We start from the raw sequence: 23365 nt of genomic DNA on the forward strand, positions 1-23365 counted from the left end.
TTAGCGCTGTGGAACCACCCGATCCCATCCCGAACTCGGAAGTGAAACGCAGCTGCGCCGATGGTAGTGTGGCCTAAGCCATGCGAGAGTAGGTCATCGCCAGGGTTTTTACCCCGAAAACCCCGCTGCTCACGCAGCGGGGTTTTCTTTTGTTCTCCTCCCAGCGGGAGGAACGCTTCGATACAACTGCCAATGCAGATGGCGCCCGGCGATACGGCGCTGCCTTGTAGTCCAGCGTGAGCGCCCCGCAGCGATCGGCAGGCCCCTCGGCAAATGTCCCCCGGCCGCCGCCTGGCGGCGACGGCCTCCTCCTTGATTTTGCCCAGACGCCTAGCGGCCGCTACGCGGCAATGCGTGCGGTACGCGCCGAGAACCCCAGCTCTTCTGAAGGCGCCAGTGGTCTGGACACGTTGGGTCGCGATGCCCTTGTGGGCGAAATCAAGGAGGAGGGCGTCGCCGTAAGGCGGGGCCCGGAGGACATTCGCCGGCAAGGGTATCGTGGCCCAACGCCCGACCAACCCAGCCGCGTCCCCACACGATAGGGCAACGCCTGCCGCAGTTCGGCCACGCTGTCTGGAATGGTGCGCAAGCTATCTGGAATGATGTGACTGCATGGCACGGAGGCAGCGACGCCGCGTGCAGGCCGCGGGCGGGCATTCGGTCACATGGGATCCGTGTTGTTGGATCAGCTGCTGTGCGCCGGCAGCGACGTGGCGTCGCTGCAATGGGTCATGGACGAACGGACAGTCTGCGGTGAAGATGCCGCCGCGCTGGCCTGCAGGTGCATACGCTGCCGACCGGACTGCCGGGGCCACGCGTGGGTGGCCAGGCGGTCGAGAAGATCGCCGCCTGGCGGCAGCAATCGCCGTAGCGCCTGCTGCTTGACTGTCAGATCAGGCCAGCGCGGCTCGGCGCGCGGGGTGGGCCTGGTGGCGGAACACGGCCACCGCCTGGGTAAGGTCGGCCGCCTGCGTTTCCAACAGGCGTGCGGCGGCACTGGCTTCTTCCACGAGTGCTGCGTTCTGCTGGGTGGCATCGTCCATCTGCGCCACGGTCTGGTTGACCTGATCGATGCCCGCGGCCTGCTCCTGCGAGGCTGAGGAAATCTCGGCCATGATGCCGCTGACGCTGGCCACGCTGCTGACGATCTCGCCCATAGTCTGGCCGGCGTCCTGCACCAGACGCGCGCCCTCGGCGACCTGCACCACGGAGGCGTCGATCAGGTTCTTGATCTCCTTGGCCGCATCGGCAGAGCGCTGGGCGAGGATGCGGACTTCGCTGGCGACCACCGCAAAGCCTCGACCCTGCTCGCCTGCGCGTGCTGCTTCCACGGCGGCGTTGAGGGCAAGAATATTGGTCTGGAAGGCGATGCCGTCGATGACGCGGGTGATGTCGCCGATCCGCTGCGAGGCGGTCTGTATGGCATCCATGGTGGTCACGACCTGGCTTACCACCTTACTGCCACGCGTGGCAACGTCATGCGCGCCGTGCGCCAACGCACTGGCCTGGCGCGCGTGTTCGGCGTTCTGGCGCACCGTGGAGGTCAGTTCTTCCATCGAGGCGGCGGTCTCTTCCAGATGCGCGGCCTGGCGCTCGGTGCGCTCGGACAGATCATCGTTGCCGCTGGCGATCTCACTGGCGGCCAGCGAAATCGAACCGGTGCACTGCTTGATCCGCGCGACCATCGCCGTCAGCTGCTCCGCCGTTGCGTTGGCATCGCGCTGCATGGCCTCGAACGAGCCGTGGAAGTCGCCCTGCATGCGCTGATCCAGATCCCCGTCGGCCAGCGCCGAGAGCACGCGGCGGATCTCACCGACGGTGCCGCCGACGCTGTCCAGCAGCTGGTTGATGCCGCCGGTCAGGCCATTGAGGAAGCTGGCGCCTCCATCGGTGGCCTGCAGACGGCGATCAAGATCCCCCTTGCTGGCGGCATCGACGATGCCCGCCACCGCGTTCTCCAACAGCAGCTCATGCGTGCGGTCATGCCACTCCACCGCGAAACCCTGGCGTTTGCCCTGCGGATCGAACACCGGCGTCACCACCTGGGCGAAATGCACCGGCCCGATCCGGACGCGGCCATGGTGGGTGACCATCAAGGTATTGAGGATGGCGCGGATGCGGTCTGGATTGGCATGGAAGCGATGGATGCTGCTGCCGACCAGGCGCTCGGCGTCGAAGTCCGGAAAGGCCTCGCGCAGGCTGGTCTGCTGGTTGCGCAGCAGGGTCACCACCGACTGGTTGACGTAGCGGATCACGTGATCGTTGTCGGCGATCATCATCGCCGTGCGCGAGACATCCAGTGCCTGCCGGACCTGCGCATCGTGCTGATGCACAGCGTCCTGGGCCTGACGGTGCCCGGCGAGGTCTGCCGCGAAGGCGTTGGCGCGCGCCTCGGCGCGGACAAGCGCCTGCGCCTGGCGGCGGCCGCGCGTGGCGAGCATCCCCACCAGCGCCGCGACGATGGCGAGCGGCAGCACCGACCACGGCTGCCGCAACCAGACCGCGGTGATCAGCGCGGCGAGCAACACCACGCCAGCTGCGATCAGATAGACCGTGTCGCGGCCGGGCGTGGAACGCGGGGTACGGTCGGGTGGGCGGGGCGACGCATGGGAAATGGCGGACATAAGAACTCCAGGATCAGCAGAAAGCAGGCATTCCGCCGCGCGCGGGCGCACGGGCGGGGACCGCCCCGGACACCGGCAATGCGGTGGGCGTGGCAGTGGAAAGCGCGGGGGATCGGGGCGGCGGGGGAACGTATGCGCGAGGGCACGCCGCTGCCCTGGCGCGGGGTGCCACGGGCGCGACCCGGCCCGGTGGGCGGTGGCGCGGCCAATCCGACATTGCTACGACCTTCCCTGGAAGCCTTGGTGGATACGCGGCTTCGCAACGGCGGAGCAAGCGGCAATGCAGCCGACGCATGCCGGGCTGCATCCTTGGTATCGGCCGGGAAGCGTAAACATTGAGCGGCGTGACATCCGCCGACCGACACGATCTGCTACAGCGCAACGCGCCGGAGGGGGGCGTTGTGTCGACTCAACGCGACGACGCGAAGCCTGTCATTCGGCCAGGAAGCGACGGATCACGTCACCCACCACCTGCGGATGCTCCATGTGCAGATGGTGCGTGCCCGGGAACACCGCCAGCCGCCCGTCACGCAGCAGACCGATGCGCTCGCTGCGCAGCGGCTCGGGGTAATAGGACTGCGCCGGTGTCGCGTAAATCACCTGGGTCGGGCAGTCGATCGCGGCGAGCAGGTCGTCGATCTGCGCCTCGCTCAGGCGCATCGCGGTCGGCAGCATCAGGCGCTGATCGCTGCACCAGCTGTAACCGCCGTCGACCGGTGTGACGCCGCGTTCGACCAGCAGGCGCGCGCAGGGCTCGCTGAGCTGGTTGGCCATCATGCGGGCGCGGATCGGGGCGATCAGATCGGGAAACACCCGCAGTTTGCGGGTAGGCAGCGCCCGCGCGGCGCGCACGTGTTCGCGAAGACGCTGCGCGGTCTCATTCTCCGGGCCGCGCAGGCCACCGAGTGCCTCGATCGCGATCAGGCGCTCTACCCGTTCCGGGCCAGCCGCTGCGGTGAGGCTGGCGATGCCGGCGCCCATCGAATGACCAAGCAGCACGAAGCGGTCCCAGCCCAGCGCGTCAGCGACATCGAGCACGTGGCAGATCGCACCGGGCGTGTTGTATTGCGTGCCCGGTGGCAGGTGCGCGCTGTGGCCGTGGCCGGGCAGATCGATCGCCACCAGCTCCAGCTCCGGCAGCTGCGCGGCCAGCGGTACGAAGCTGGCGGCATTGTCCAGCCAGCCGTGCAGCGCCAGGACACGCGTGCCGCCGGTCTCAGCCGACCGCAGGCCGGCCACAGGAGTGCCGGCGACCGACAGCGAGAACGGCTGCAGCGTCATGCCAGCGCCGCGATGCTCAGCCGCGACAGCGCCAGTGCATGCGCCTGCGCGTCGTTGAGGCAGGGGATATAGCGCATCGTCGCGCCGCGCTCGGCAACGGTTTCGGTAAAGCCCATCGCCACTTCTTCCAGGGTTTCCAGGCAGTCGGTGGCAAAGCCGGGGCAGACCACGTCCATGCTGCGTACGCCCTTCTCGGCCATCGCCCACAGGGTGGGTTCGGCGTAGGGCTGCAGCCATTTTTCACGGCCGAAACGCGATTGGTAGGTCAGCTGCCAGGCATCGTCGGGCAGCTCCAGCGCTTGGGCGATTGCGTGGGCGCTGGCTTCGCAGCGCTGCGGATACGGATCGCCGGCATCGGCCAGGCGCTGCGGAATGCCGTGGAAGGAAAACACCAGTTTCTCGCCGCGGCCATGCTGTTCCCACCACTGGCGGATGCTGCCGGCGACGGCGGCGACCCAGTCCGGATCGACCGCGTAATCGCGCACCAGGGTCACAGTGACCCCGGGATGTTTCGGCTGCCACTCGCGCACCTGGTCCTCGATCGAGGCGGTGGTGGTGGTCGAATACTGCGGATACAGCGGCAATACCACGATCCGTTTCATGCCTTCGGCGGCCAGCCGGTCCAGCTCGGCCGGCAGCGCCGGGGCGCCATAACGCATCGCATGGCGCACCCGCAGATCGGGCATCAGGCCCTGCATGGCCTCGGCCAGACGCCGGGTGTAGACCATCAGCGGGGAACCGTCCGGCAGCCAGACCTGGGCGTACTTGGCGGCCGAGCGACCGCTGCGCAGTGGCAGGATCAGCCCGTAGAGCAAGGGTTTCCAGAACAGCGGCGGAATCGCGACCACGCGCGGATCGCTGAGGAATTCAGCCAGGTAGCGACGCACCGCCGGGGCGGTTGGCGTCTCGGGCGTGCCTAGATTGACCGCCAGCACGGCGGTGTCGGGTGCGTCGAGCATGGCGTCATTCTCGCAGGTCTGCGCGATTGGCGGGATGGATTTGGATGATGAACATGATTTCTCAGCTGTATCGATAGTCCGGATCACTCATTGCGGATTCATCGCAAGCCTTCTAACGTCGGCCAGTTGCTTTATCTTTGTCTACGTAGACCTTCTGGAGCCCACCATGCGCCGTCTCAGCCTTGTACTGCTGATCTCCGCCAGCCTGCTGTCGACCCAGGCGATGGCCGGGCCACAGGAGGATCAGCGCGCCCGCAATGCGGTGCGCGTCCTGAATGAAATCCAGGACATCCCCGAGCAGGGCATTCCGGACAAACTGCTCGACGAAGGCCGCGCGGTCATCGTGATTCCCGACACGATCAAGGCCGGTCTGGTGATCGGTGGCCGTCGCGGCCATGGCCTGATGTCGGTCAAGACGCCCGATGGCAGCTGGTCCAACCCGGTGTTCGTGAAGCTCACCGGCGGCAGCATCGGCTTCCAGGCCGGTGTGCAGTCCTCCGATGTGGTGCTGGTGTTCCGCAACGACCGCAGCCTGGACAATCTCGTCAACGGCAAGTTCACCCTGGGCGCCGATGCCGGCGTCGCCGCTGGTCCGGTCGGGCGCAACGCCGCGGCCGCCACCGATGGCCAGCTGAAGGCCGAAATCTGGTCCTGGTCGCGCGCCCGCGGCTTGTTCGCCGGGGTGGCGCTGGATGGCGCCGTGCTGCAGATCGACGATGCCGCCAACCTGGACGCCTATGGCAGCAACACCACGCCGCGCATGGTGTTCGAAGGCCGTGTCGGCGAGCCGCCCTCGGTGGACGTGGTCGCCTTCCGTGATCGCCTGGAAGAAGCCACCTATACCGCCCGCGAGAAGCGCGGCACCGCGGGGAATGCCCCAGCGCCGGCCGCTGCGCCGCGCGCCGCCGCCGTACCGGTTCGACCTGAACAGGCACCGGCCCCGGCCGCCGCCGGCGCGACCACCGCCCCGCTGCAGTCCGTTCCGGCGCAACCGGCCGCGCAGCAGGGCTTCCAGCCGGTCGGCGACGGTGAAGTCCGTACCGAATCGCTGGACGGCAACTGACTTTTGTCACGCGCGCCGGCTTACCGCCGGTGCGCTATGCTCAACCGTCTGATCACTACGTAACGCGAGCGGCTCATGGGCAGTTTCAGCATCTGGCATTGGTTGGTCGTGCTGGTCATCGTTCTGCTGGTGTTCGGCACCAAGAAACTGACCAGCGGCGCCAAGGACCTTGGCAGCGCCGTCAAGGAATTCAAGAAGGGCATGCGCGACGAGGACAAGCCGAACGCGCAGCTCAGCGACAGTTCGCGTCCGCAGGACTCGACGACGACGTCGCAGACCGAGCACGACCGCGACCCGCGCTGATCCGGGCGGCTTGGCGTGTTCGATATCGGTTTCAGTGAACTGCTGGTCATCGCGGTGGTGGCCTTGGTCGTCCTCGGCCCCGAGCGGCTGCCCAAGGCGGCCCGCTTTGCCGGGCTGTGGGTGCGCCGTGCCCGCAACCAGTGGGATTCGGTGAAGCAGGAGCTCGAGCGTGAATTGCACGCCGAAGAGATCAAGCGGCAGTTCGATGATGTGAAAACCTCGATGCGCGATACCGAGTCGCAGCTGCGTGCCAGTGGCGAAGCGGTGCGCCGCGAAGCCGAGCAGATGCGTCAGGACGTGGCGCAGCATGGCGATGGCATTGCCGCGTCAGCCGAGGACGAACCGATGATGACCGGCCCCGCGCCGGGTTCGCCGGCCAGCGTGGCCCAGCATGTGGTGGCCACCGAGGAGGCCGAGCCGCCGCGCGATGCGATGGCGCCGCCGGGCATAGATGGCAGCGCACCGCGTGCAGATCCGCCGGCAGCCCTGCCGCCGTCGACTGACACCGCGCCGCCCACGCTTGTGCCTACGCCGCCGAACCAAGAGGCACCGCGATGAGCGAGCATGAAAGCAACGAAAGTTCGCTGGTCGAACACCTGATCGAGCTGCGCGCGCGGCTGGTGCGCGCATTGATTGGGCTGGGCGTGGTGCTGCTGGGCCTGATGCCGTTCTCGCGGCAGATCTACACGATGATCGCCGAACCGTTGATCTCGCAGCTCCCCAACGGGCAGACGATGATCGCGACCAATCCGGCCGGCGCGTTTTTCGCGCCGTTGAAACTGACCTTCTTCGTGGCGGTATTCATCGCCGTACCGTGGCTGCTGTTCCAGCTGTGGTCGTTCGTGGCGCCGGGCCTGTACGCCCGCGAAAAACGCCTGGCGGTGCCCTTGCTGGCCTCGTCGGTGCTGCTGTTCTATCTGGGCTGCGCGTTCGCCTATTTCCTGGTGTTGCCGGCGGTGTTCCACTTCCTCACCACGTTCCGCCCGGAGGTGATTGCGATCACACCGGATGCGACGGCGTACCTGGATTTCGTGCTGGCGATCTTCTTCGCCTTCGGCACCAGCTTCGAGCTGCCGGTGGCGATGGTGATCCTGGTGCTGCTCGGCTGGATCACGCCGCAGCAGTTCAAGGAAGGTCGCGGCTACGCGATCGTCGGCATCTTCGTGCTGGCTGCGGTGCTGACGCCGCCGGACGTGGTTTCGCAGCTGATGCTGGCCATTCCGATGTGCCTGCTCTACGAACTGGGCATCCACGCCGCGCGCTGGCTGGTGCCACGCCCGGGCGGGAAAGAGCAGCCGGAGTAAGGCACAAACAAAAACCCCGGCAAAGGCCGGGGTTTTTGTTTGGATCAGGCCGCGAACACGTTGTTCGGGCCCGACATCGGCGGCGGGGTCTGCGGACCCTGCTGGCCGAACATCTGCTTCCACGCCGTGTAGATAGCACCGGCGAAGACCGGCATCACCACGCCCATCAGCAGCAGCTGCGCAACGAACAGCGCGAGCATCGTGCCGCCGATCAGCTGCGCGATCAGCGCGACCAGCATCACGCCGAAATAGATCGCAAACACCGCCACGAAGGCGAGCAGGAAGAACACCAGCATCGCCAGCACGTTGTGCAGGCAGGCGCGCAGGCTCAGGCGCATCGCCTGCAGGCCGTTGCGGTGCTCGAACATCACCTGCGGCGGCAGGGTGAACAGCGCCAGCGCCATCGCCAGGAAGGTCACCACCACCAGTGCCAGCCAGAGCAGGATGCGCATCGCCGGCAGGCTCGCCATCAGCTCTTCGATCTGCGCCGGGTCCGGCTGCGCGCCGGACTGGCTGATCGCGTTGAGCTGCACCATCACCTCGCTCAGGTGCTGCAGGCCACTGCTGCCGATCAACATCAGCAACAACACGCCCAGGAACAGGCCGGCCACCAGCTGCGGCAGCAGCGAGGCGAGCAGGTTCAACGCGCGGCCTTCATGCAGGCCCTGCAGCAGGTGCGACGGCTGCGCGACGCGACCCTGGTCGACTTCGCGCACGGCCCACACCAGGCCGCCGAAGAACAGCGGGCCGGCCAGTGCCATCAACAGCTGCGCCAGCGTGCTCAGCGCCGGGCTGACCATCGCCAGCGACATCACCAGCAACGCGGCCACGGCCCAGATCACGCCGAGCAGGCCCAGCGCCAGCGGCGCCTTGCGCAGCAGGGTGAAACCCGACACCAGCCATTCCGCGCCGGCGGAGGCCGGCAGCTTGCGAATCTCGCTCATAACATTCCGGGACAGGGGAGAAGGCGCGAACGCCCGATTGCGGTCGATTATCCCTGTTTTCCCGGCGCGTGACCTGAAGGCCGCCCTGCGCGGCGCGGACGCTGCGTTGCGCCCGGATGACGGCGCCGCGCCGGCCTCAGGCGTTGCGTGCCTGGCGGACGAAACGGCGCAGCAGCTGGCGGGCCAGCGGCGCGGCGCTGACCTCGCGGGCGACACTGCGCGCGCAGCCGCCGTGCTGGCGGATGCACTCGGCGCGGGCGCGGACGTAGCCGCGCATGTGGTGGGTGGCGAACTCCGGATGGAACTGCACGCCCCAGGCATGCGCGCCCCAGCGGAAGGCGTGGCAGTTGTCCTGCGCCGAGCGCGCCAGGATCGCGGCACCTTCCGGGGCGCGCAGCACCGTCTGCAGGTGGGTGGCGTGGGCCGGGAAGCGCGCGGGCAGGCCGCCGAACAGCGGATCGTCGACTGCCGACGGATCCAGCGCCAGCTCGATCGTGCCGGACTCGCGCCCGGCCGGGTTGTAGGCGACTTCGCCGCCCAGCGCGTGGGCAAGCAGCTGGTGGCCGTAGCAGATACCGAACACCGGGCGGTCGTCGTGGGCGGCTTCGCGCAGCCACTGCGCGCTGCGTTCGCTCCACTCGGCGCGGTCGGTGACGTAGGCGGCCGAGCCGCTGACGATCACCCCGGCAAAATCGCGGTGGCTGGGCAGGGTGCCGCCATGCTCGACATCGACCACCACGGTCTCGTCGGCATCCAGCCCGGCCGCGACCCGGATCCAGTGCGAAAACCGCCCGTAGCGGCGCAGCGAGGCGACGGGTTGGCCGGTTTCAAGAATCAGGAACGGGGCGGAATTCATCCGGGGGAGGCAGGACCGAGAGGACTTCCTCGATTGTAGTCAGCCCTGCCGCTACCTTTTCAAGCCCCGCGCGACGCAGGGTTCGTACCCCTTCAGCACGTGCGGCACGGTTGAAGGCGGCCAGATCCATGTCCGCGCGGATGTGCCGGCGCAGGCTGGAACCCAATGGCAGCAACTCATACAGGCCCACGCGGCCGAGGAAACCGGTGCGTCGGCAGTCGATGCAGCCGACCGGTGCATATGGCGTGGGCGCCTGAGGTAATGCTGCATCGGCATCAGTCAGCACCGCCCATTGCTCGGCCGAGAGCACCGTGGGCACCTTGCAGCTGGCGCACAGGGTGCGCACCAGGCGCTGGGCCAGCACCCCGTTGAGGGTGGAGGCGAGCAGGTAATGCGGCACGCCCAGATCGAGCAGGCGCGTGATCGCCGAGGGCGCATCGTTGGTGTGCAGGGTGGACAGCACCAGGTGGCCGGTCAACGAGGCCTGGACCGCCATCTGCGCGGTCTCCAGGTCGCGGATCTCGCCGATCATGATGATGTCCGGGTCCTGCCGCAGCAGGGTGCGCACGCCGCTGGCGAAATCCAGGTCGATGTTGGTCTGCACCTGCATCTGGTTGAATTCCGGGGCGATCATTTCGATCGGGTCTTCCACCGTGCAGACATTCACGTCCGGGGTGGCCAGCCGCTTCAGCGTGGAATACAGGGTGGTGGTCTTGCCCGAGCCGGTCGGCCCGGTGACCAGCACGATGCCGTGCGGGCGCTCGACCAGGGCGGTCCAGCCGGCCGCTTCCTGCGGGCTGAAGCCGAGCTGGTCGATGCTCTTGAAGGCGGCATCCGGGTCGAAGATGCGCATCACGCACTTTTCGCCGAACGCAGTGGGCATGGTCGACAGGCGCATTTCCACCTCCCGCCCACCCGGGGAGCGGGTCTTGATACGGCCGTCCTGCGGGCGCCGACGCTCGGCCAGGTCCATCCGGCCCAGCACCTTGATCCGGCTGACCACGGCGGTCATCACCGCCGGCGGCACCTCGAACACCTTGTGCAGGACGCCATCGATGCGGAAGCGCATGCGGCCCATGTCGCGGCGTGGCTCCAGATGGATGTCCGAGGCGCGCTGCTCGTAGGCGTACTGCAGCAGCCAGTCGACGATGTGCACGATGTGCTGGTCGTCGGCGTTGACGTCGCCGGCGCGGCCCAGCTCGACCAGTTGCTCGAAGCTGGGCAGGGTGCTGCTGGTTTCGCCGCGGACATCGCCACGGGCGCCGCGCACCGAGCGCGTCACCCCGTAGAACTCCATGGTGTAGCGGTGCAGGTCCAGCGGGTTGACCATCGCCAGCTCGATCCGGCGGCGGCTCAGGTGCTGCAGGTCACGCAGCCATTCCTGGGCCAGCGGCTCGCTGGTGGCGACCAGGACGCGCTCGCTGTCCACCGCCAGCGGCAGGAAGCGGTGGCGGCGGGCATAGGCATGGGAGACCAGGGCGGTGACTGCCGAGACGTCGACCCGGGTCGGGTCCACCCGCAGGTAGCGCACACCCGCGCGCTGGGCCAGCCACTCGCTGAGGCGCTCCAGGCCGAGCTCGCCGCCGGCGCTGGCGCCCAGCTTCAGGTTGGCCAGCAGGACCAGTGGATGGACCTCGCTGGCGTTGCGTGCGCCCGGGGCGGAGAAGCGGATGCGCTCCAGATCGGCGGCGGCGACCAGGCCATCGGCGACCAGCGCTGCAGCGACCTGGTCGAAATCGAGGCGCCCGTGTGGCAGGGGGAGGACCCCCTCAGGGACGCTGGCAAACGCCGCTGGCAGGCGTGGATCCATCCTCCGTTTCCCCAGGCACGGAAGGCCCGTGCGGTCGGTCGCTATACTAGCGCACCCCTTCTGCAGGCAAGAATCCGCCGCATGTCCGTCACGACGAACGTTCCCATCACTTTCCAGGGCCTGATCCAGACCCTCAACCAGTATTGGGCGCAGCAGGGCTGCGTGCTGATCCAGCCGCTGGACCTGGAGGTCGGTGCGGGCACCTTCCACCCGGCCACGTTCCTGCGCTCGATCGGTCCGGAAAGCTGGAATGCCGCGTACGTGCAGCCCTCGCGCCGCCCGACCGACGGCCGCTACGGCGAAAACCCCAACCGCCTGCAGCGCTACTACCAGTACCAGGTGGCGATGAAGCCGAGCCCGGACAACATCCAGCAGCTCTACCTGGATTCGCTCAAGGCGCTGGGCATCGATCCGCTGGTGCACGACCTGCGCTTCGTCGAGGACAACTGGGAATCGCCGACCCTCGGCGCCTGGGGCCTGGGCTGGGAAGTGTGGTTGAACGGGATGGAAGTCACCCAGTTCACCTATTTCCAGCAGGCCGGCGGCCTGGAGTGCAAGCCGGTACTCGGCGAGATCACCTACGGTCTGGAGCGCCTGTGCATGTACCTGCAGAACTGCGACAACGTCTATGACCTGATCTGGACCTACGGTCCGGATGGCACCCCGGTCACTTATGGCGATGTGTACCTGCAGAACGAGATCGAGCAGAGCACCTACAACTTCGAATACGCCGACGTGGACGAAATGTTCCATCGCTTCGATGCCTGCGAAAAAGAAGCGCAGACGCTGGTCGATGTCGGCCTGCCGCTGCCGGCGTATGAGCAGGTCTGCAAGGCCAGCCATGCGTTCAACCTGCTGGATGCGCGCCGCGCGATCAGCGTGACCGAGCGCCAGCGCTACATCCTGCGCGTGCGCGCGCTGGCCCAGGCCGTGGCCAGGCTGTACGAGGCCAAGCGCCTGGACGCCGTGGCCGCCAAGGAGGTGCAGGCATGAGCACGATGCAGCCGCTGCTGATCGAACTGGGTACCGAAGAACTGCCGGTCAAGGCGCTGCCGGGCCTGGCCCAGGCCTTCTTCGATGGCGTCGTGGACGGCCTGAGCAAGCGTGGCGTGGCCATCGAACGGGGCGACGCCAAGCCGCTGTCCACGCCGCGCCGCCTGGCCGTGCTGCTGCCCGGCGTGGCGGTGGAACAGCCGGAACAGCACAGCGAAGTGCTGGGCCCGTACCTGAACATCGCGCTCGACGCCGAGGGTCAGCCGACCAAGGCGCTGCAGGGCTTCGCGGCCAAGGCCGGGATCGACTGGACCGCGCTGGAGCGCACCACCGATGCCAAGGGCGAGCGCTTCGTGCACCGCTCCACCACGCCGGGCGCGCGTACCGCGACGCTGCTGCCGGAGATCCTGCGCGAGGCGATCGCCGCGATGCCGATACCCAAGCCGATGCGCTGGGGCAGCCACACCTATGGCTTCGCCCGCCCGGTGCATTGGCTGGTGCTGCTGCACGGCCCGGACATCATCGAGGCCGAGGTGATGGGCCTGAAGGCCGACCGCATGAGCCGCGGCCATCGCTTCATGCATGACAAGACCGTGTGGCTGAGCGCGCCGGAGGACTACGTCGCCTCGCTGCGGGCCGCCTATGTGCTGGTCGACGCCGACGCGCGCCGTACCCGCATCGTCGAGCAGGTCAACGCGGCGGCCGCGCAGGCCGGCGGCCAGGCGCGCATCACCCCGGACAACCTGGAACAGGTGGTCAACCTGGTCGAATGGCCGGCGCCGGTGCTGTGCAGTTTCGAGCGCGAGTTCCTGGCGGTGCCGCAGGAAGCGCTGATCGAGACGATGGAGATCAACCAGAAGTTCTTCCCGGTGCTCGATGCCGGCGGCAAGCTGACCGAGAAGTTCATCGGCATCGCCAACATTGAATCCAAAGACGTGGCCGAAGTAGCCAAGGGCTACGAGCGCGTGATCCGTCCGCGCTTCTCCGATGCCAAGTTCTTCTTCGACGAAGATCTGAAGCAGGGTCTGGAAGCGATGGGCGACGGCCTGAAGACCGTCACCTACCAGGCCAAGCTGGGCTCGGTCGCCGACAAGGTCGCCCGCGTGGCCGCCCTCGCCGAGGCCATCGCGCCGCAGGTGGGCGTCGAGCCGGTGCTGGCCAAGCGTGCTGCGGTGCTGGCCAAGAACGACCTGCAGTCGCGCATGGTCAACGAGTTCCCCGAGCTGCAGGGCATCGCCGGCCGTCATTACGCCGTGGTTGGCGGGGAGTCGCCGGAGGTGGCGCTGGCCATCGACGAGGCCTACCAGCCGCGCTTCGGTGGCGATGACATCGCGCTCTCGCCGCTGGGCAAGGTGCTGGCCATCGCCGAGCGTCTGGACACGCTGGCCGGCGGCTTTGCCGCAGGCCTGAAGCCGACCGGCAACAAGGACCCGTTCGCGCTGCGCCGCAACGCGCTGGGCCTGGCGCGGACGGTGATCGAGAGCGGGTTTGATCTGGATCTGCGCGCGTTGATCGGCACCGCCGTCGCCGGCCTGCCGGCGGGCGTGCAGCCCAGTGCCGAGCGCAAGACCAACGCGCTGCCGCAGGAGCTGTACGACTTCATCATCGACCGCCTGCGCGGCTATTACGCCGACAAGGGCGTGCCGGCCACGCACTTCAACGCGGTCGCCGAGTTGAAGCCGGCCTCGCTGTATGACTTCGACCGCCGCATCGATGCCATCGGCACCTTTGCCGCGCTGCCGGAAGCCGAGGCGCTGGCCGCGGCCAACAAGCGCATCCGCAACATCCTGCGCAAGGCCGAGGGCGAGATTCCGGGCATGATCGACCCGGCGCTGCTGGCCGAGCCGGCCGAAAGCGAACTGGCCGAAGCGGTGGAAGCGGCCATTGATGACAGCAACGCCAGCCTGCACCAGAAGGACTACGTGAGCGTGTTGAACCGGTTGGCGCGCCTGCGCCCGCAGGTGGATGCGTTCTTCGATGCGGTGATGGTCAATGCCGAGGATCCCGCGCTGCGGGCCAATCGCCTGGCCCTGCTCAAGCGCCTGGGCGACCGCCTGGGCAGCGTGGCGGCGATCGAACACCTGTCCAACTGACGCGGCGGGGCCGGGCGCCCCGCGGTGGACCAGAAGGTGCGACGGCGTGGGCTGTTCGCGCCTTCTGCGTTTCCGGGAGGGCGGCGCCCTGCGATATTCGTGCTGGAAGCGTCATTTGGTGTCGCTGTTGCGTCGCGGACGCTTCTGTCCGATGACGTGTTGTCATCGATCAGACCGCGTGCAACGCAAGCGACTTTCTCGCGGAATTTAACGGCGTCTTCACTGCCTTTCTGAAACAGCCACGCCGATTTCGCATGCTCGCGATGGGCCGTTATGCTGTCGCCATGCAGCCAACGAAATTCGCCCTTCCGCTGATGTTCCTGTCCCTTGCCACCGTCTCGGTGGCACATGCACGGGGGACCATCGAGAAAGTGGACATCAAAGGATTGGACAAGGGCGACGACGCCGAGATGATCGAGAACATCGAGGTCTCGCTGTCCCTGTACGACACCATCGGCAAGGTCCAGGGCGAGTCGCGGCTGGAATATCTGTTGTCCCAGGCCGAGCGCCAGACCCGCGAGGCGCTGGAGCCGTTCGGCTACTACAACCCGACCATCACCGTGGAAAGCCCGCGCGAGGGCGAGAACCTGCGCGTGGTGATCCAGGTCGAGAAGGGACCGCCGACCGTGGTCCGCCGCGAGCATATCGACATCACCGGCCCGGCCCAGCTGGACCAGTACCTCCAGGAAGACCTGGAGAACTTCAAGCCGCGCAAGGGCCAGCGTTTCGAACACACCGAGTACGAAGCCAGCAAGATCCGGGTCACCCGGCGCCTGGCCGAGCGCGGTTACTTCGATGCCGACTTCACCCAGCGCCAGGTGCAGATCACCCGCGCCGAGAACGCCGCCGACGTCGACCTCACCTGGGACAGCGGCCGCCGCTACAACATGGGCGAGATCCGTTTCCATCAGGATTACTTCGTCGACAAGCTGTTCGACCCGCTGGTGTACTGGGACGAAGGCAGCTACTTCCACGAAGGCAAACTGGACCGCCTGCGCGAATCGCTGACCAAGCTCGATTACTTCAGCGTGATCGACATCCAGCCGCGCCCGGACCAGGCCGACGAGAACGGCGATGTGCCGGTAGACGTCAACCTGACCCGCGCCAAGCGCACGATCTACACCGCCGGCCTGAGCTACGGCAGCGAGAGTGGCGCCGGTGTGCGCGGCGGCCTGGAGCGGCGCTTCCTCAACAGCCGCGGCCACAAGATGAACACCCAGCTCGACTATGCGCAGAAGCGCAAGAGCCTGGTCACCAGCTACCGCATCCCGGGCTTTGCCTGGCTCGACGGCTGGTATGCGTTCACCGCCAGCGCCTATGACGAGCAGACCGATTACATCGACCTGCGCAACTTCAAACTGTCGGCCAGCCGCAGCGGTGAGATCAACGAGTACTGGACCGCGATCGCCTCGATCAACGCGCTGCGCGAGCGCTGGCGGTATGCCTCCGGCACCGAGTTCACCGACGCGGTCTACAACACTTCCACGCTGGTCTACCCGCAGCTGGTGGCCGACTACGTCAACGTGGACGATGAGATGTTCCCGCGCCGCGGCATCAGCGGCAGTGCAACGCTGCGTGGCGGCGTCGAAGGTGCAGGCTCGGACACCAGCTTCGTGCAGGCCAACATGGTACTGCGCTGGTATGTGCCGATCGGCGAGAGCGACCGGCTGATCCTGCGTGGCGAAGGCGGCACCACCTGGACCAGCGATCTTGTCGCGATGCCACCGAGCCTGCGCTTCTTCGCTGGTGGCGATCGCAGCATCCGCGGCTATGCCTTCCGCGAAGTCGGCCCGCGTACCGCACCGCCGGACAAATACGCGCTCGGCGCGAAGAACCTGGTGGTCGGCTCGGCCGAATATGAGCATTACTTCAAGGGCGGGCCCTGGGGCGCGGCGGTGTTCGTCGACACCGGCAGCGCGTTCGACAACACCATCGACCTGCATACCGGCGTGGGCTTTGGCGTGCGCTGGAAATCGCCGGTGGGCCCGGTGCGCGTGGATATCGCGCATGGCCTGAACAACCCGGATTCGCAGTTCCAGCTGTACCTGAACATCGGAGCGGACCTGTGAGTACGCCGACGCCGTCCGCCCCCGCGACACCGCCGCCGCCGCGCGTGCGTTTCTACCGCAAGCGCCGCTTCTGGGCGTGGTCGGGTTTCACCGTGCTCGGCCTGGTGCTGCTGGCCCTGCTGCTGGTGTACTGGCTGCTGCAGACCGTGGCCGGCCGTGATGTGCTGCTGGCCCAGGTGGTGGCGCGGTTGCCGGTCGGCGCCTCGCTCACCTGGAGCAAGGTGGATGGCCCGGTCGCCGGGCCGCTGGTGCTGCACGACCTGGACTTCCGTTACGACGACATCCATTTCACCGCCGAACGCGCCTACCTGGATCCGGACATCCGGCCGCTGCTGGGCCGCAAGCTGCAGCTCGATGCGCTGCAGATCAAGAACGCCACGTTGAACCTGGCCAAGAGTGATGAGCCGTTTGAGCTGCCGTCGTGGCCGGACTCGCTGCCGCAGATCGAAATGCCGCTGGCGATCCAGGCCGACACCATCATCATCGATGGCTTCCGCATCACCCAGGCGCAGCAGCCGCTGATCGACATCGCCAAGGTGCGTGGTGGCCTGGAGATCGCCAATGGCGAATTCCGCGCGCGCCAGCTGATCGTGGACAGCAGCTACGGCGATTTCCGCGTGGACGGGCATTATCTGCCGCGCAGCGATTACGACACCGACATCACCATCGGCGCGCTGATGCCGGCCCCGCGCGGGCGGACCCCGGCGCGCCTGGGCCTGGTGGCCCGCGGCGACCTGGGGCATATGGAAGTGGCGATCGCCGGCAACGCGCCCGCGCCGCTGCAGGCCAGCCTGGTGTTCGATGGCCGCACCGACCCGGTATGGAAACTCGCTGCGCGCAGCAAGGAACTGGACCTGGCCCTGCTGGTGCCGGGCATGGACGCGAGCACCAGCACGCCGATGGCGCTGGATGTGCGGGCCGATGGCAAGGGTGGCCAGGCCAATCTGCAGGGCAGCTTCAAGCAGGGCGACATCGCGGTGGAACTGGCACCGTCCAAGGTCGGCCTGGCCGACCAGGTGCTGACCGTGTCGCCGCTGCAGGTGAAGGGCTTTGGTGGCCAGGCGCGGCTGGAAGGCATCGCCGATTTCACCGACAAGGAAAACGCCAGCCTGCGCTTCTCCATCGTCGCCAACGACCTCACCTTCGTGCCCGCCGCCGATACCACCACCCCGGGCGCCGCTGCGCCGGTGCCGGTGACGCTGAAAGAAGCGCGCATGGGCCTGGCCGGCACGCTCAAGGCGTGGGCGGCGGTCGGCCGTGCCTCGGTGGAACGCGAGAAGCAGGTGGCCGATCTGCAGTTCGACGTGCGCGGCAACGACCAGGCCGCCGTGATCAAACAGCTGCAGGCCAGCACGCCGGGCGGTTCGCTCGACGTGACCGGGCAGGTGGCCTGGGCGCCGCAGCTGGATTGGGACGTGGCCGCCAAACTGGCCGGCTTCGATCCGGGCTACTTCGCGCCGGGCTGGGACGGCAAGCTGTCCGGTTCGTTTGCCTCGAAGGGCCGCCAGTTGCCGCCGCCGGCCGGCAGTCCGGCCGGTACCGCTGGCAGCTACGAAGCCACCGTCGATGTGCCCGGCATCAAGGGCACGCTGCGCAAGCGCGCGCTGGATGCACAGGGCAAGTTCGCGCTGCGCGGCGAGCAGGGCGAGGGCAACCTCCGGCTGGCGCTGGGCAACAGCCGCCTGACCGCCAAGGGCTCGGTGGGCGATCGCCTGGATATCGATGCGCAGCTGGAGCCGGTGCAGCTGGACGACCTGCTGCCCAACAGCAGCGGCAGCCTGCGTGGCCATGTGCTGATCAAGGGCGCACGTACCGCGCCGGACATCACCGCCGATCTGGTTGGCAGTGGCCTGCGCTGGGACGACTGGAGCGCGGAGGCGATCAGCATCAAGGGGCGGCTGCCGTGGCAGGGCGACAGTGGCACGCTGGCGGTGCAGGGCAGCAAGGTCCAGGTCGGCATGCTGCTGGACACGCTCAACGTCAATGCCCGCGGCAGCCTCTCCAATCTGCGCCTGGATGCACAGACGAAGAACGAGCTGGGTGCTGTCGCGCTGGAAGGTGGCGTGCGCCAGCAGGGCCAGGCCTGGCGTGGCGATCTGACTGCGCTGCGCATCGCACCGATGAAGGGCGATGCCTGGAGCCTGCGCGCACCGGCCACCTTCAGCGTGCAGGGCAGCAACGTCACCCTGAGCGATGCCTGCCTGGGTGCCGCCACCGGCGGCGCGCTGTGCGCCAGCGCGAACTGGCCGCGCGAAGGGCTGCTGGTGCGGGGCGATGCCTTGCCGCTGGCGCTGGTGCAGCCGTGGCTGCCGCCGCAGTCCGGGCGCCGCATCTTCCTGCGCGGTGAAGTGAATCTGGATGGGCGCATCCGCCCCCGCGGCAACGCGTGGGAAGGCAGTGCCTCGGTCACCTCGCGCGAAGGCGGGGTACGCCTGGGCGACAACGCGCGTGGCGAGCTGGTGCGTTACGACCAGTTCTCGGTGAACCTGGAGATGACCCCGCAGCAGATCAACGCCAAGCTCGGTGTCGGTTTCCAGGGCGACGGCTTCGTCGATGCCAAGGTGCAGACCGGCTGGGATGCCAACGCACCGCTGACCGGCGAGCTGTACATGAACATCGCGCGGCTGTACTGGCTGGAGTTGTTCTCGCCCGACATCGTGCGCCCGACCGGCCTGATCGAAGGCCACGTCAGCCTGCGCGGCACCCGTGGTACGCCGTCGCTGGGTGGTGAGGCCACGCTGAGCAAGTTCAATGGCGAGTTCCCCGCGCTCGGCCTGACCTTCGCCGAAGGCAAGGGCAGCTTCACCGCGCAGCCGGACGGCTCGGCCAAGATCACCGCCCAGGCCAACTCCGGCAAGGGCACGCTGTACGTCGATGGCGGGTTGTCGTGGTTCGGCGATGCACAGCCGCTGCAGCTGCATATCCACGGCGAGAATGTGCTGCTGGCCAACACCAGCGAGCTGCGCGTGATCGCCAATCCGGACCTGGATTTCACCCTGGCCGGCAGCGCGATGCAGCTGCGTGGCACCGTGCACGTGCCTGAAGCGGATCTCGATCTGGAGCGCCTGGACCGTGGCACCTCGGTCTCTGAAGACGTGGTGGTGCTGGACCCGGTCGATCCGGAAGAGGGTCCCAGCTCGCCGCTGGACATGGACCTGACCGTGAGTCTGGGCGACAAGGTCAAGATGGCCGGGTTCGGCTTGAAGGGCGCGCTGACCGGCAAGATGCAGGTATGGGCACGCCCGGGCCGGGAGATGACCGCCAACGGCGGGCTGGAAGTCAGTGGGCGCTACAAGGCCTACGGACAGGACCTGACCATCACCCGCGGCAACTTGAACTGGAACTACAACGCGGTCTCCGATCCGCGCATCAACATCCGTGCCCAGCGCACCGTGGGTGATGTCACCGCCGGCATCGACGTCACCGGGCGGGCGCAGTCGCCGCGCGTGGATGTGTGGTCGGAACCGGCGATGTCGCAGTCCGAGGCACTGGCCTATCTGGTGCTGGGACGCAGCCTCACCGGTGCCAGCAGCGATCAGGCCCAGCAGGTCAACGCGGCCTCGGCGGCGCTGTCGGCCGGCAGCGGCCTGCTCGCTTCGCAGCTGGGCGCCAAGCTTGGCCTGGACGACGCCGGCGTGAGCCAGTCGCGCGCGCTGGGCGGCTCGGTGATCGGCTTCGGCAAGTACATCTCGCCCAAGCTGTACATCGGCTACGGCGTCTCGCTGGTCGGCAGTGGCTCGGTGCTGACGCTGAAGTACCTGCTGCGCCGTGGCTTCGATGTGGAGCTTGAGTCGAGCACGGTGGAGAACCGTGGGTCGTTGAACTGGCGGCGCGAAAAATGACGTCGTGCACTGCCGGGTTGCAGGTGCCTGCAACCCGGCAGGCGATTGCCGTTGGTCATGCGGCCGTGGTCATCTTCGGGACGCGCTGAAGTTCCTGCGCAGGTCCATGGACCAGTACACGAGTGAGAGCGCGATCCCCGCCACCGGCCAGATCACGCCGAGGACCAGTGGCAGTGCGTTGGCCTCGCGGTGTGGATCCGCGCCACGCGTCCTGGCGCGCGTCATCGCGATGAGGGCCAAGCCGAATACCCAGGCGCGGTCGAGCGATATCAACAACAGTCCATCCATTCCCAGCGCCCGCTGTGCCCACATCGCGGTTCCCACCGCAGCGGCCGCTGTCGGCAGGAAGGCCCAGCGCAGCCAGGCCGGTCCACGTGCATCGCTTTCATGGGCGTACTGCCAGCGCAGCAACGCCCTGTAGCCGAGCAACAGCAGCCAGCTGGCAGGTAACAGCAGGGTCGCCACCGCAATCATCATCCCACCCCGGTACGCATCCACTGCGGGGCTGGCGTGGACGCCCCACGCGGTTATCAGCCCCATGAAAAGGCCGATGATCGCGCACCGCACCGCGCCGTAGCGAAGGTGAACGCGATGCGATGGCTCGCCGAACCTCGCCCAGAAGCCGACCTGCACCGGATCCAGCCCCGCGGGCACCTCTTCTGCCGGCCAATACTCCAGTGCGGCCAGCAGGTAAGGGGTGTCACGGGCACGGGTGGTGACGATCGCCTCGAGACGGTTGCGCCAATGCGGACGCTGCTCACCCAGTCGCGCCACGACCTCATCGACTTCCTGCGTGGACAGATAGCGATCACTGCACCGTTCATAGGCGACGCGGAGCGCGCCCCGCGACGTGGGCAGCAGCAGCCAAGCCTGTCGACACCGCCGGCCCACTGCCGCCAGCCATAGCGGATCGAGGTCAAGCGCAATATCGTCCCAGTCAAACGCCTGCATCACTACGTTGAAGTGCGCCTCCGACAGCGGCGGATGTTCCCGCTGCAGGTGGTCCAGGAGTGCCCATCCAACGTCGTTGCGAAACCGCAGCGACCAGCCCAGCGCCCGGTCCTGCAGCAGCACGGCCAATGCGGATGCATCGGCGACTGCCGCGTACTGGACGAGCTCAAGTGCCGCGACATGCGGCTCCAGAACCGGCGCAGCCGGTCCGGTGACGGCGACCCGTGGAGCAGCGGGAGGTTCTACACCCGCTTGTCGGGCGTCGAATGCGTCGGACGCATCGGACGCATCGGACGCATCGTGTCGCTCGTCTGTCGCGCTGCGGCACAGTGCAAGCGCATGCTGGTAGCAGGCATGCAGGTCCTGGAAGGCGTCCGCATCGTCATCGGGCCGGTTGGAGCGCAGCAGGCGTGCATAGGCGCGTTTGAGCGCGCGCTCGTCGCCCTGTCCGGCAAGTTCCAGCAGTTCCTCGCCTGCACTCACGATTCAGCCTCCAGCGCATCCAGCGCCGCGCTGAACGCCTCGCGCTGTTCGGAAATACGTCCGATGTCCTGGCCTTCCAGGGTTGAACGAAACTGTGCCAGCCATGCCTGCACCTGGTCCCGTTCGTCGATGTACTCCGCATACACCCGCTCGGCGCGTGCCATCAGCGCCACGTTCGGCAGGTGCTCGCGCGGGTGCACTTTCAGTGCCTGCAGCGCGGCCAACCGCACTTGGATCTGTGCAGCATCCAGCGCGCCCTCATTGCGCTGCAGGACCAGGTCGTGTCTGCGCCCGTCGCTGGTGTCGGTGATCTCTACCTGTAGCAGGCCGTCGACGTCGTAGGTAAAGCGAACGCGGAAACTGCCATCGCCACCGCGGGTGGCATCGATGGGTATTTCCAGCCGGCCGAGCATGATGTTGCGTTCCACCACGGGATGTTCGCCCTGGTAGACACCGACCGACAGAATCTTCTGCTTGTCCGACACCGGGCTGATCGACTGCTCACGGCTTACCGGCACCACGCTGTTGCGCGGAATCAGCGGGAGGAAGTAACCCGGGTGATAGCGACCGCGTTCGTCCATCCGCGATATGTCGATGCCAAGCGTGTAGGGGCACACGTCAGTCAACACGACTTCATTCAGATCGACGGCCCGTTCCTTCAGGCCCGCCGCGAGGGTGGCCCCCAGCGCGATGGCCTGGTCCGGGTGGATGTGCCGCAACGGCAGGCGGCCCAGTAGCCGTGTCGCAAGTCGCCCGACCATCGGCATGCGCACCGCGCCGCCAACCAGCACCACGTCATCAATCTGATCGGCCCCCAGCCGCGCGTCACGCAGCGCTCGCTCGATGGGCAGGCGCATGCGCTGCAGCAACGGTGCGGCAAGCGTCTCGAAGCGCTCCGCGGTGCAGTCCCATTGCACCACCGCACCCAGCAGCTGGATCTGCAGTGTGCTGTCGCCACGGGTCGACAGGCCTTGCTTGAACGCTTCCATCTGCTGGCGCAGGCGTGCGAGCTCCGACGCCGGCAACCGTTTCAGATCGGTGGCCGTATCGGTCGCGAACGCCTGCAGCAGCACGTCCAGGAAATCCTCGCCACCCAGGAACGTATCGCCCGCCGACGCATGCACCTCGACGACGCCATCGAACAACTCAAGGATCGACACATCGAACGTGCCACCGCCCAGGTCCAGCACCAGGACCCGGCCTTCGCCCTCGCGGTCGCGCAGACCATAGGCCAACGCGGCGGCGGTCGGCTCATTGATCAAGCGTTCAACGCGGATGCCGGCCAACTCTCCCGCCGTGCGCGTGGCCTTGCGCTGCGCATCGCTGAAGTAGGCCGGCACGCTGATCACGGCCTCTTCGATACGAACCCCCAGTGCCGCCTCGGCGTCGGCAAGCAGCGATCGCAGTACCAGGGCGGAAAGCTCCTCAGGGCGGAACCGGCGCTCCCCGAGCATGAACTCGTGGTCGGTACCCATGAGTCGCTTGAAGGTTGCCGTCGTCAGTTGGGGGTGGGTAACCAGCCGCTCCCGGGCGGCCCTCCCGACCAGCACCGTATCGCCCTCCAGGCTGACCACCGAGGGTGTCAGCAGTTCACCATAAGCGTTGGAAAACAGGCGGCCTCCTTGGCCGTCATGCACCCCGATCAACGAATGCGTCGTGCCCAGATCGATCCCTACGATCATCCCTGCCATCTCCCCCTGAGAAGCGCTGATTCTAGCCAGCCCCGGCCACCCCTGACCATCGGCCGTTGCCCTGCGGGGCCTCAGTGGCTAAGGTCTCGGGCTGTTCTG

16 protein-coding genes and 1 rRNA gene are annotated in these 23365 nt (G+C 67.4%); 9 read left to right on the forward strand and 8 right to left on the reverse strand.

Annotated features, from left to right (window positions below; translation table 11 throughout):
- Nucleotides 1-105: ribosomal RNA gene (rrf, locus tag K4043_RS05825) — 5S ribosomal RNA — on the forward strand; the annotation flags it as partial.
- A 788-nt stretch (nt 106-893) separates the two neighbouring features.
- Here the strand turns inward: rrf and K4043_RS05830 are convergent.
- The 3 genes from K4043_RS05830 to hemH all read right to left on the reverse strand — a co-directional run bounded on the left by K4043_RS05830 (nt 894) and on the right by hemH (nt 4864).
- Nucleotides 894-2624, reverse strand: coding sequence for a methyl-accepting chemotaxis protein (locus K4043_RS05830; protein WP_321160135.1), 1731 nt, complete (start codon nt 2622-2624; stop codon nt 894-896).
- 432 nt (nt 2625-3056) lie between these two features.
- Nucleotides 3057-3905, reverse strand: coding sequence for an alpha/beta hydrolase (locus K4043_RS05835; RefSeq protein WP_265308563.1), 849 nt, complete (start codon nt 3903-3905; stop codon nt 3057-3059).
- Nucleotides 3902-4864: a ferrochelatase gene (gene hemH, locus K4043_RS05840; protein WP_123729774.1), complete on the reverse strand. Its 963-nt coding sequence runs from the start codon at nt 4862-4864 to the stop codon at nt 3902-3904. Before hemH ends, K4043_RS05835 begins: the two co-directional genes overlap by 4 nt.
- 166 nt (nt 4865-5030) lie before the next feature.
- Here hemH and K4043_RS05845 point away from each other — a divergent pair, with 166 nt between their 5' ends.
- The 4 genes from K4043_RS05845 to tatC all read left to right on the forward strand — a co-directional run bounded on the left by K4043_RS05845 (nt 5031) and on the right by tatC (nt 7534).
- Complete coding sequence (locus tag K4043_RS05845) at nt 5031-5927, forward strand: YSC84-related protein (RefSeq protein WP_123729775.1); 897 nt, start codon at nt 5031-5033, stop codon at nt 5925-5927.
- Between the two features lie 75 nt (nt 5928-6002).
- Entirely contained in the window at nt 6003-6230 is a 228-nt protein-coding gene (gene tatA / locus K4043_RS05850) for a Sec-independent protein translocase subunit TatA (RefSeq protein WP_019185586.1), read from the forward strand.
- 15 nt (nt 6231-6245) lie between these two features.
- Nucleotides 6246-6788, forward strand: coding sequence for a Sec-independent protein translocase protein TatB (gene tatB, locus K4043_RS05855; protein WP_265308564.1), 543 nt, complete (start codon nt 6246-6248; stop codon nt 6786-6788).
- Entirely contained in the window at nt 6785-7534 is a 750-nt protein-coding gene (tatC, locus tag K4043_RS05860) for a twin-arginine translocase subunit TatC (RefSeq protein ID WP_102788725.1), read from the forward strand. Before tatB ends, tatC begins: the two co-directional genes overlap by 4 nt.
- Nucleotides 7535-7578: 44 nt before the next feature.
- Here tatC and K4043_RS05865 read toward each other — a convergent pair whose 3' ends face one another.
- From K4043_RS05865 to K4043_RS05875, 3 genes are all read right to left on the reverse strand, one after another.
- A complete protein-coding gene (locus K4043_RS05865) occupies nt 7579-8478 on the reverse strand; it encodes a BPSS1780 family membrane protein (RefSeq protein WP_265308565.1) in 900 nt (299 codons plus the stop codon).
- Nucleotides 8479-8614: 136 nt separating this feature from the next.
- Complete coding sequence (locus K4043_RS05870) at nt 8615-9334, reverse strand: glutamine amidotransferase (RefSeq protein WP_123729778.1); 720 nt, start codon at nt 9332-9334, stop codon at nt 8615-8617.
- Nucleotides 9306-11144 (reverse strand): GspE/PulE family protein, encoded by a 1839-nt coding sequence (locus K4043_RS05875; protein ID WP_123729779.1) that lies wholly within the window; start codon nt 11142-11144, stop codon nt 9306-9308. The genes K4043_RS05870 and K4043_RS05875 overlap by 29 nt, the downstream gene beginning before the upstream one ends.
- 81 nt (nt 11145-11225) lie before the next feature.
- On the opposite strand from K4043_RS05875, the gene glyQ reads away from it, so the two are divergent.
- From glyQ to K4043_RS05895, 4 genes are all read left to right on the forward strand, one after another.
- The gene (gene glyQ, locus K4043_RS05880) at nt 11226-12137 is read left to right on the forward strand and encodes a glycine--tRNA ligase subunit alpha (protein WP_123729780.1); all 912 of its coding nucleotides are present in this window, start codon (nt 11226-11228) and stop codon (nt 12135-12137) included.
- On the forward strand, nt 12134-14230 hold the full coding sequence (gene glyS / locus K4043_RS05885) for a glycine--tRNA ligase subunit beta (protein ID WP_265308567.1): 2097 nt from the start codon (nt 12134-12136) through the stop codon (nt 14228-14230). Before glyQ ends, glyS begins: the two co-directional genes overlap by 4 nt.
- Nucleotides 14231-14493: 263 nt before the next feature.
- Entirely contained in the window at nt 14494-16299 is a 1806-nt protein-coding gene (locus K4043_RS05890) for an autotransporter assembly complex family protein (RefSeq protein WP_265308568.1), read from the forward strand.
- Nucleotides 16296-20141, forward strand: coding sequence for a translocation/assembly module TamB domain-containing protein (locus K4043_RS05895; protein WP_265308569.1), 3846 nt, complete (start codon nt 16296-16298; stop codon nt 20139-20141). The genes K4043_RS05890 and K4043_RS05895 overlap by 4 nt, the downstream gene beginning before the upstream one ends.
- 69 nt (nt 20142-20210) lie before the next feature.
- Here the strand turns inward: K4043_RS05895 and K4043_RS05900 are convergent, their stop codons facing one another.
- Complete coding sequence (locus K4043_RS05900) at nt 20211-21575, reverse strand: hypothetical protein (protein ID WP_265308570.1); 1365 nt, start codon at nt 21573-21575, stop codon at nt 20211-20213.
- Complete coding sequence (locus tag K4043_RS05905; protein WP_265308571.1) at nt 21572-23257, reverse strand: molecular chaperone HscC; 1686 nt, start codon at nt 23255-23257, stop codon at nt 21572-21574. Before K4043_RS05905 ends, K4043_RS05900 begins: the two co-directional genes overlap by 4 nt.
- Nucleotides 23258-23365 lie beyond the last annotated feature (108 nt).

The sequence above is a fragment of the Stenotrophomonas sp. SRS1 genome (assembly GCF_026130205.1).
GTDB classification, from domain to species: Bacteria; Pseudomonadota; Gammaproteobacteria; order Xanthomonadales; family Xanthomonadaceae; genus Stenotrophomonas; species Stenotrophomonas rhizophila_B.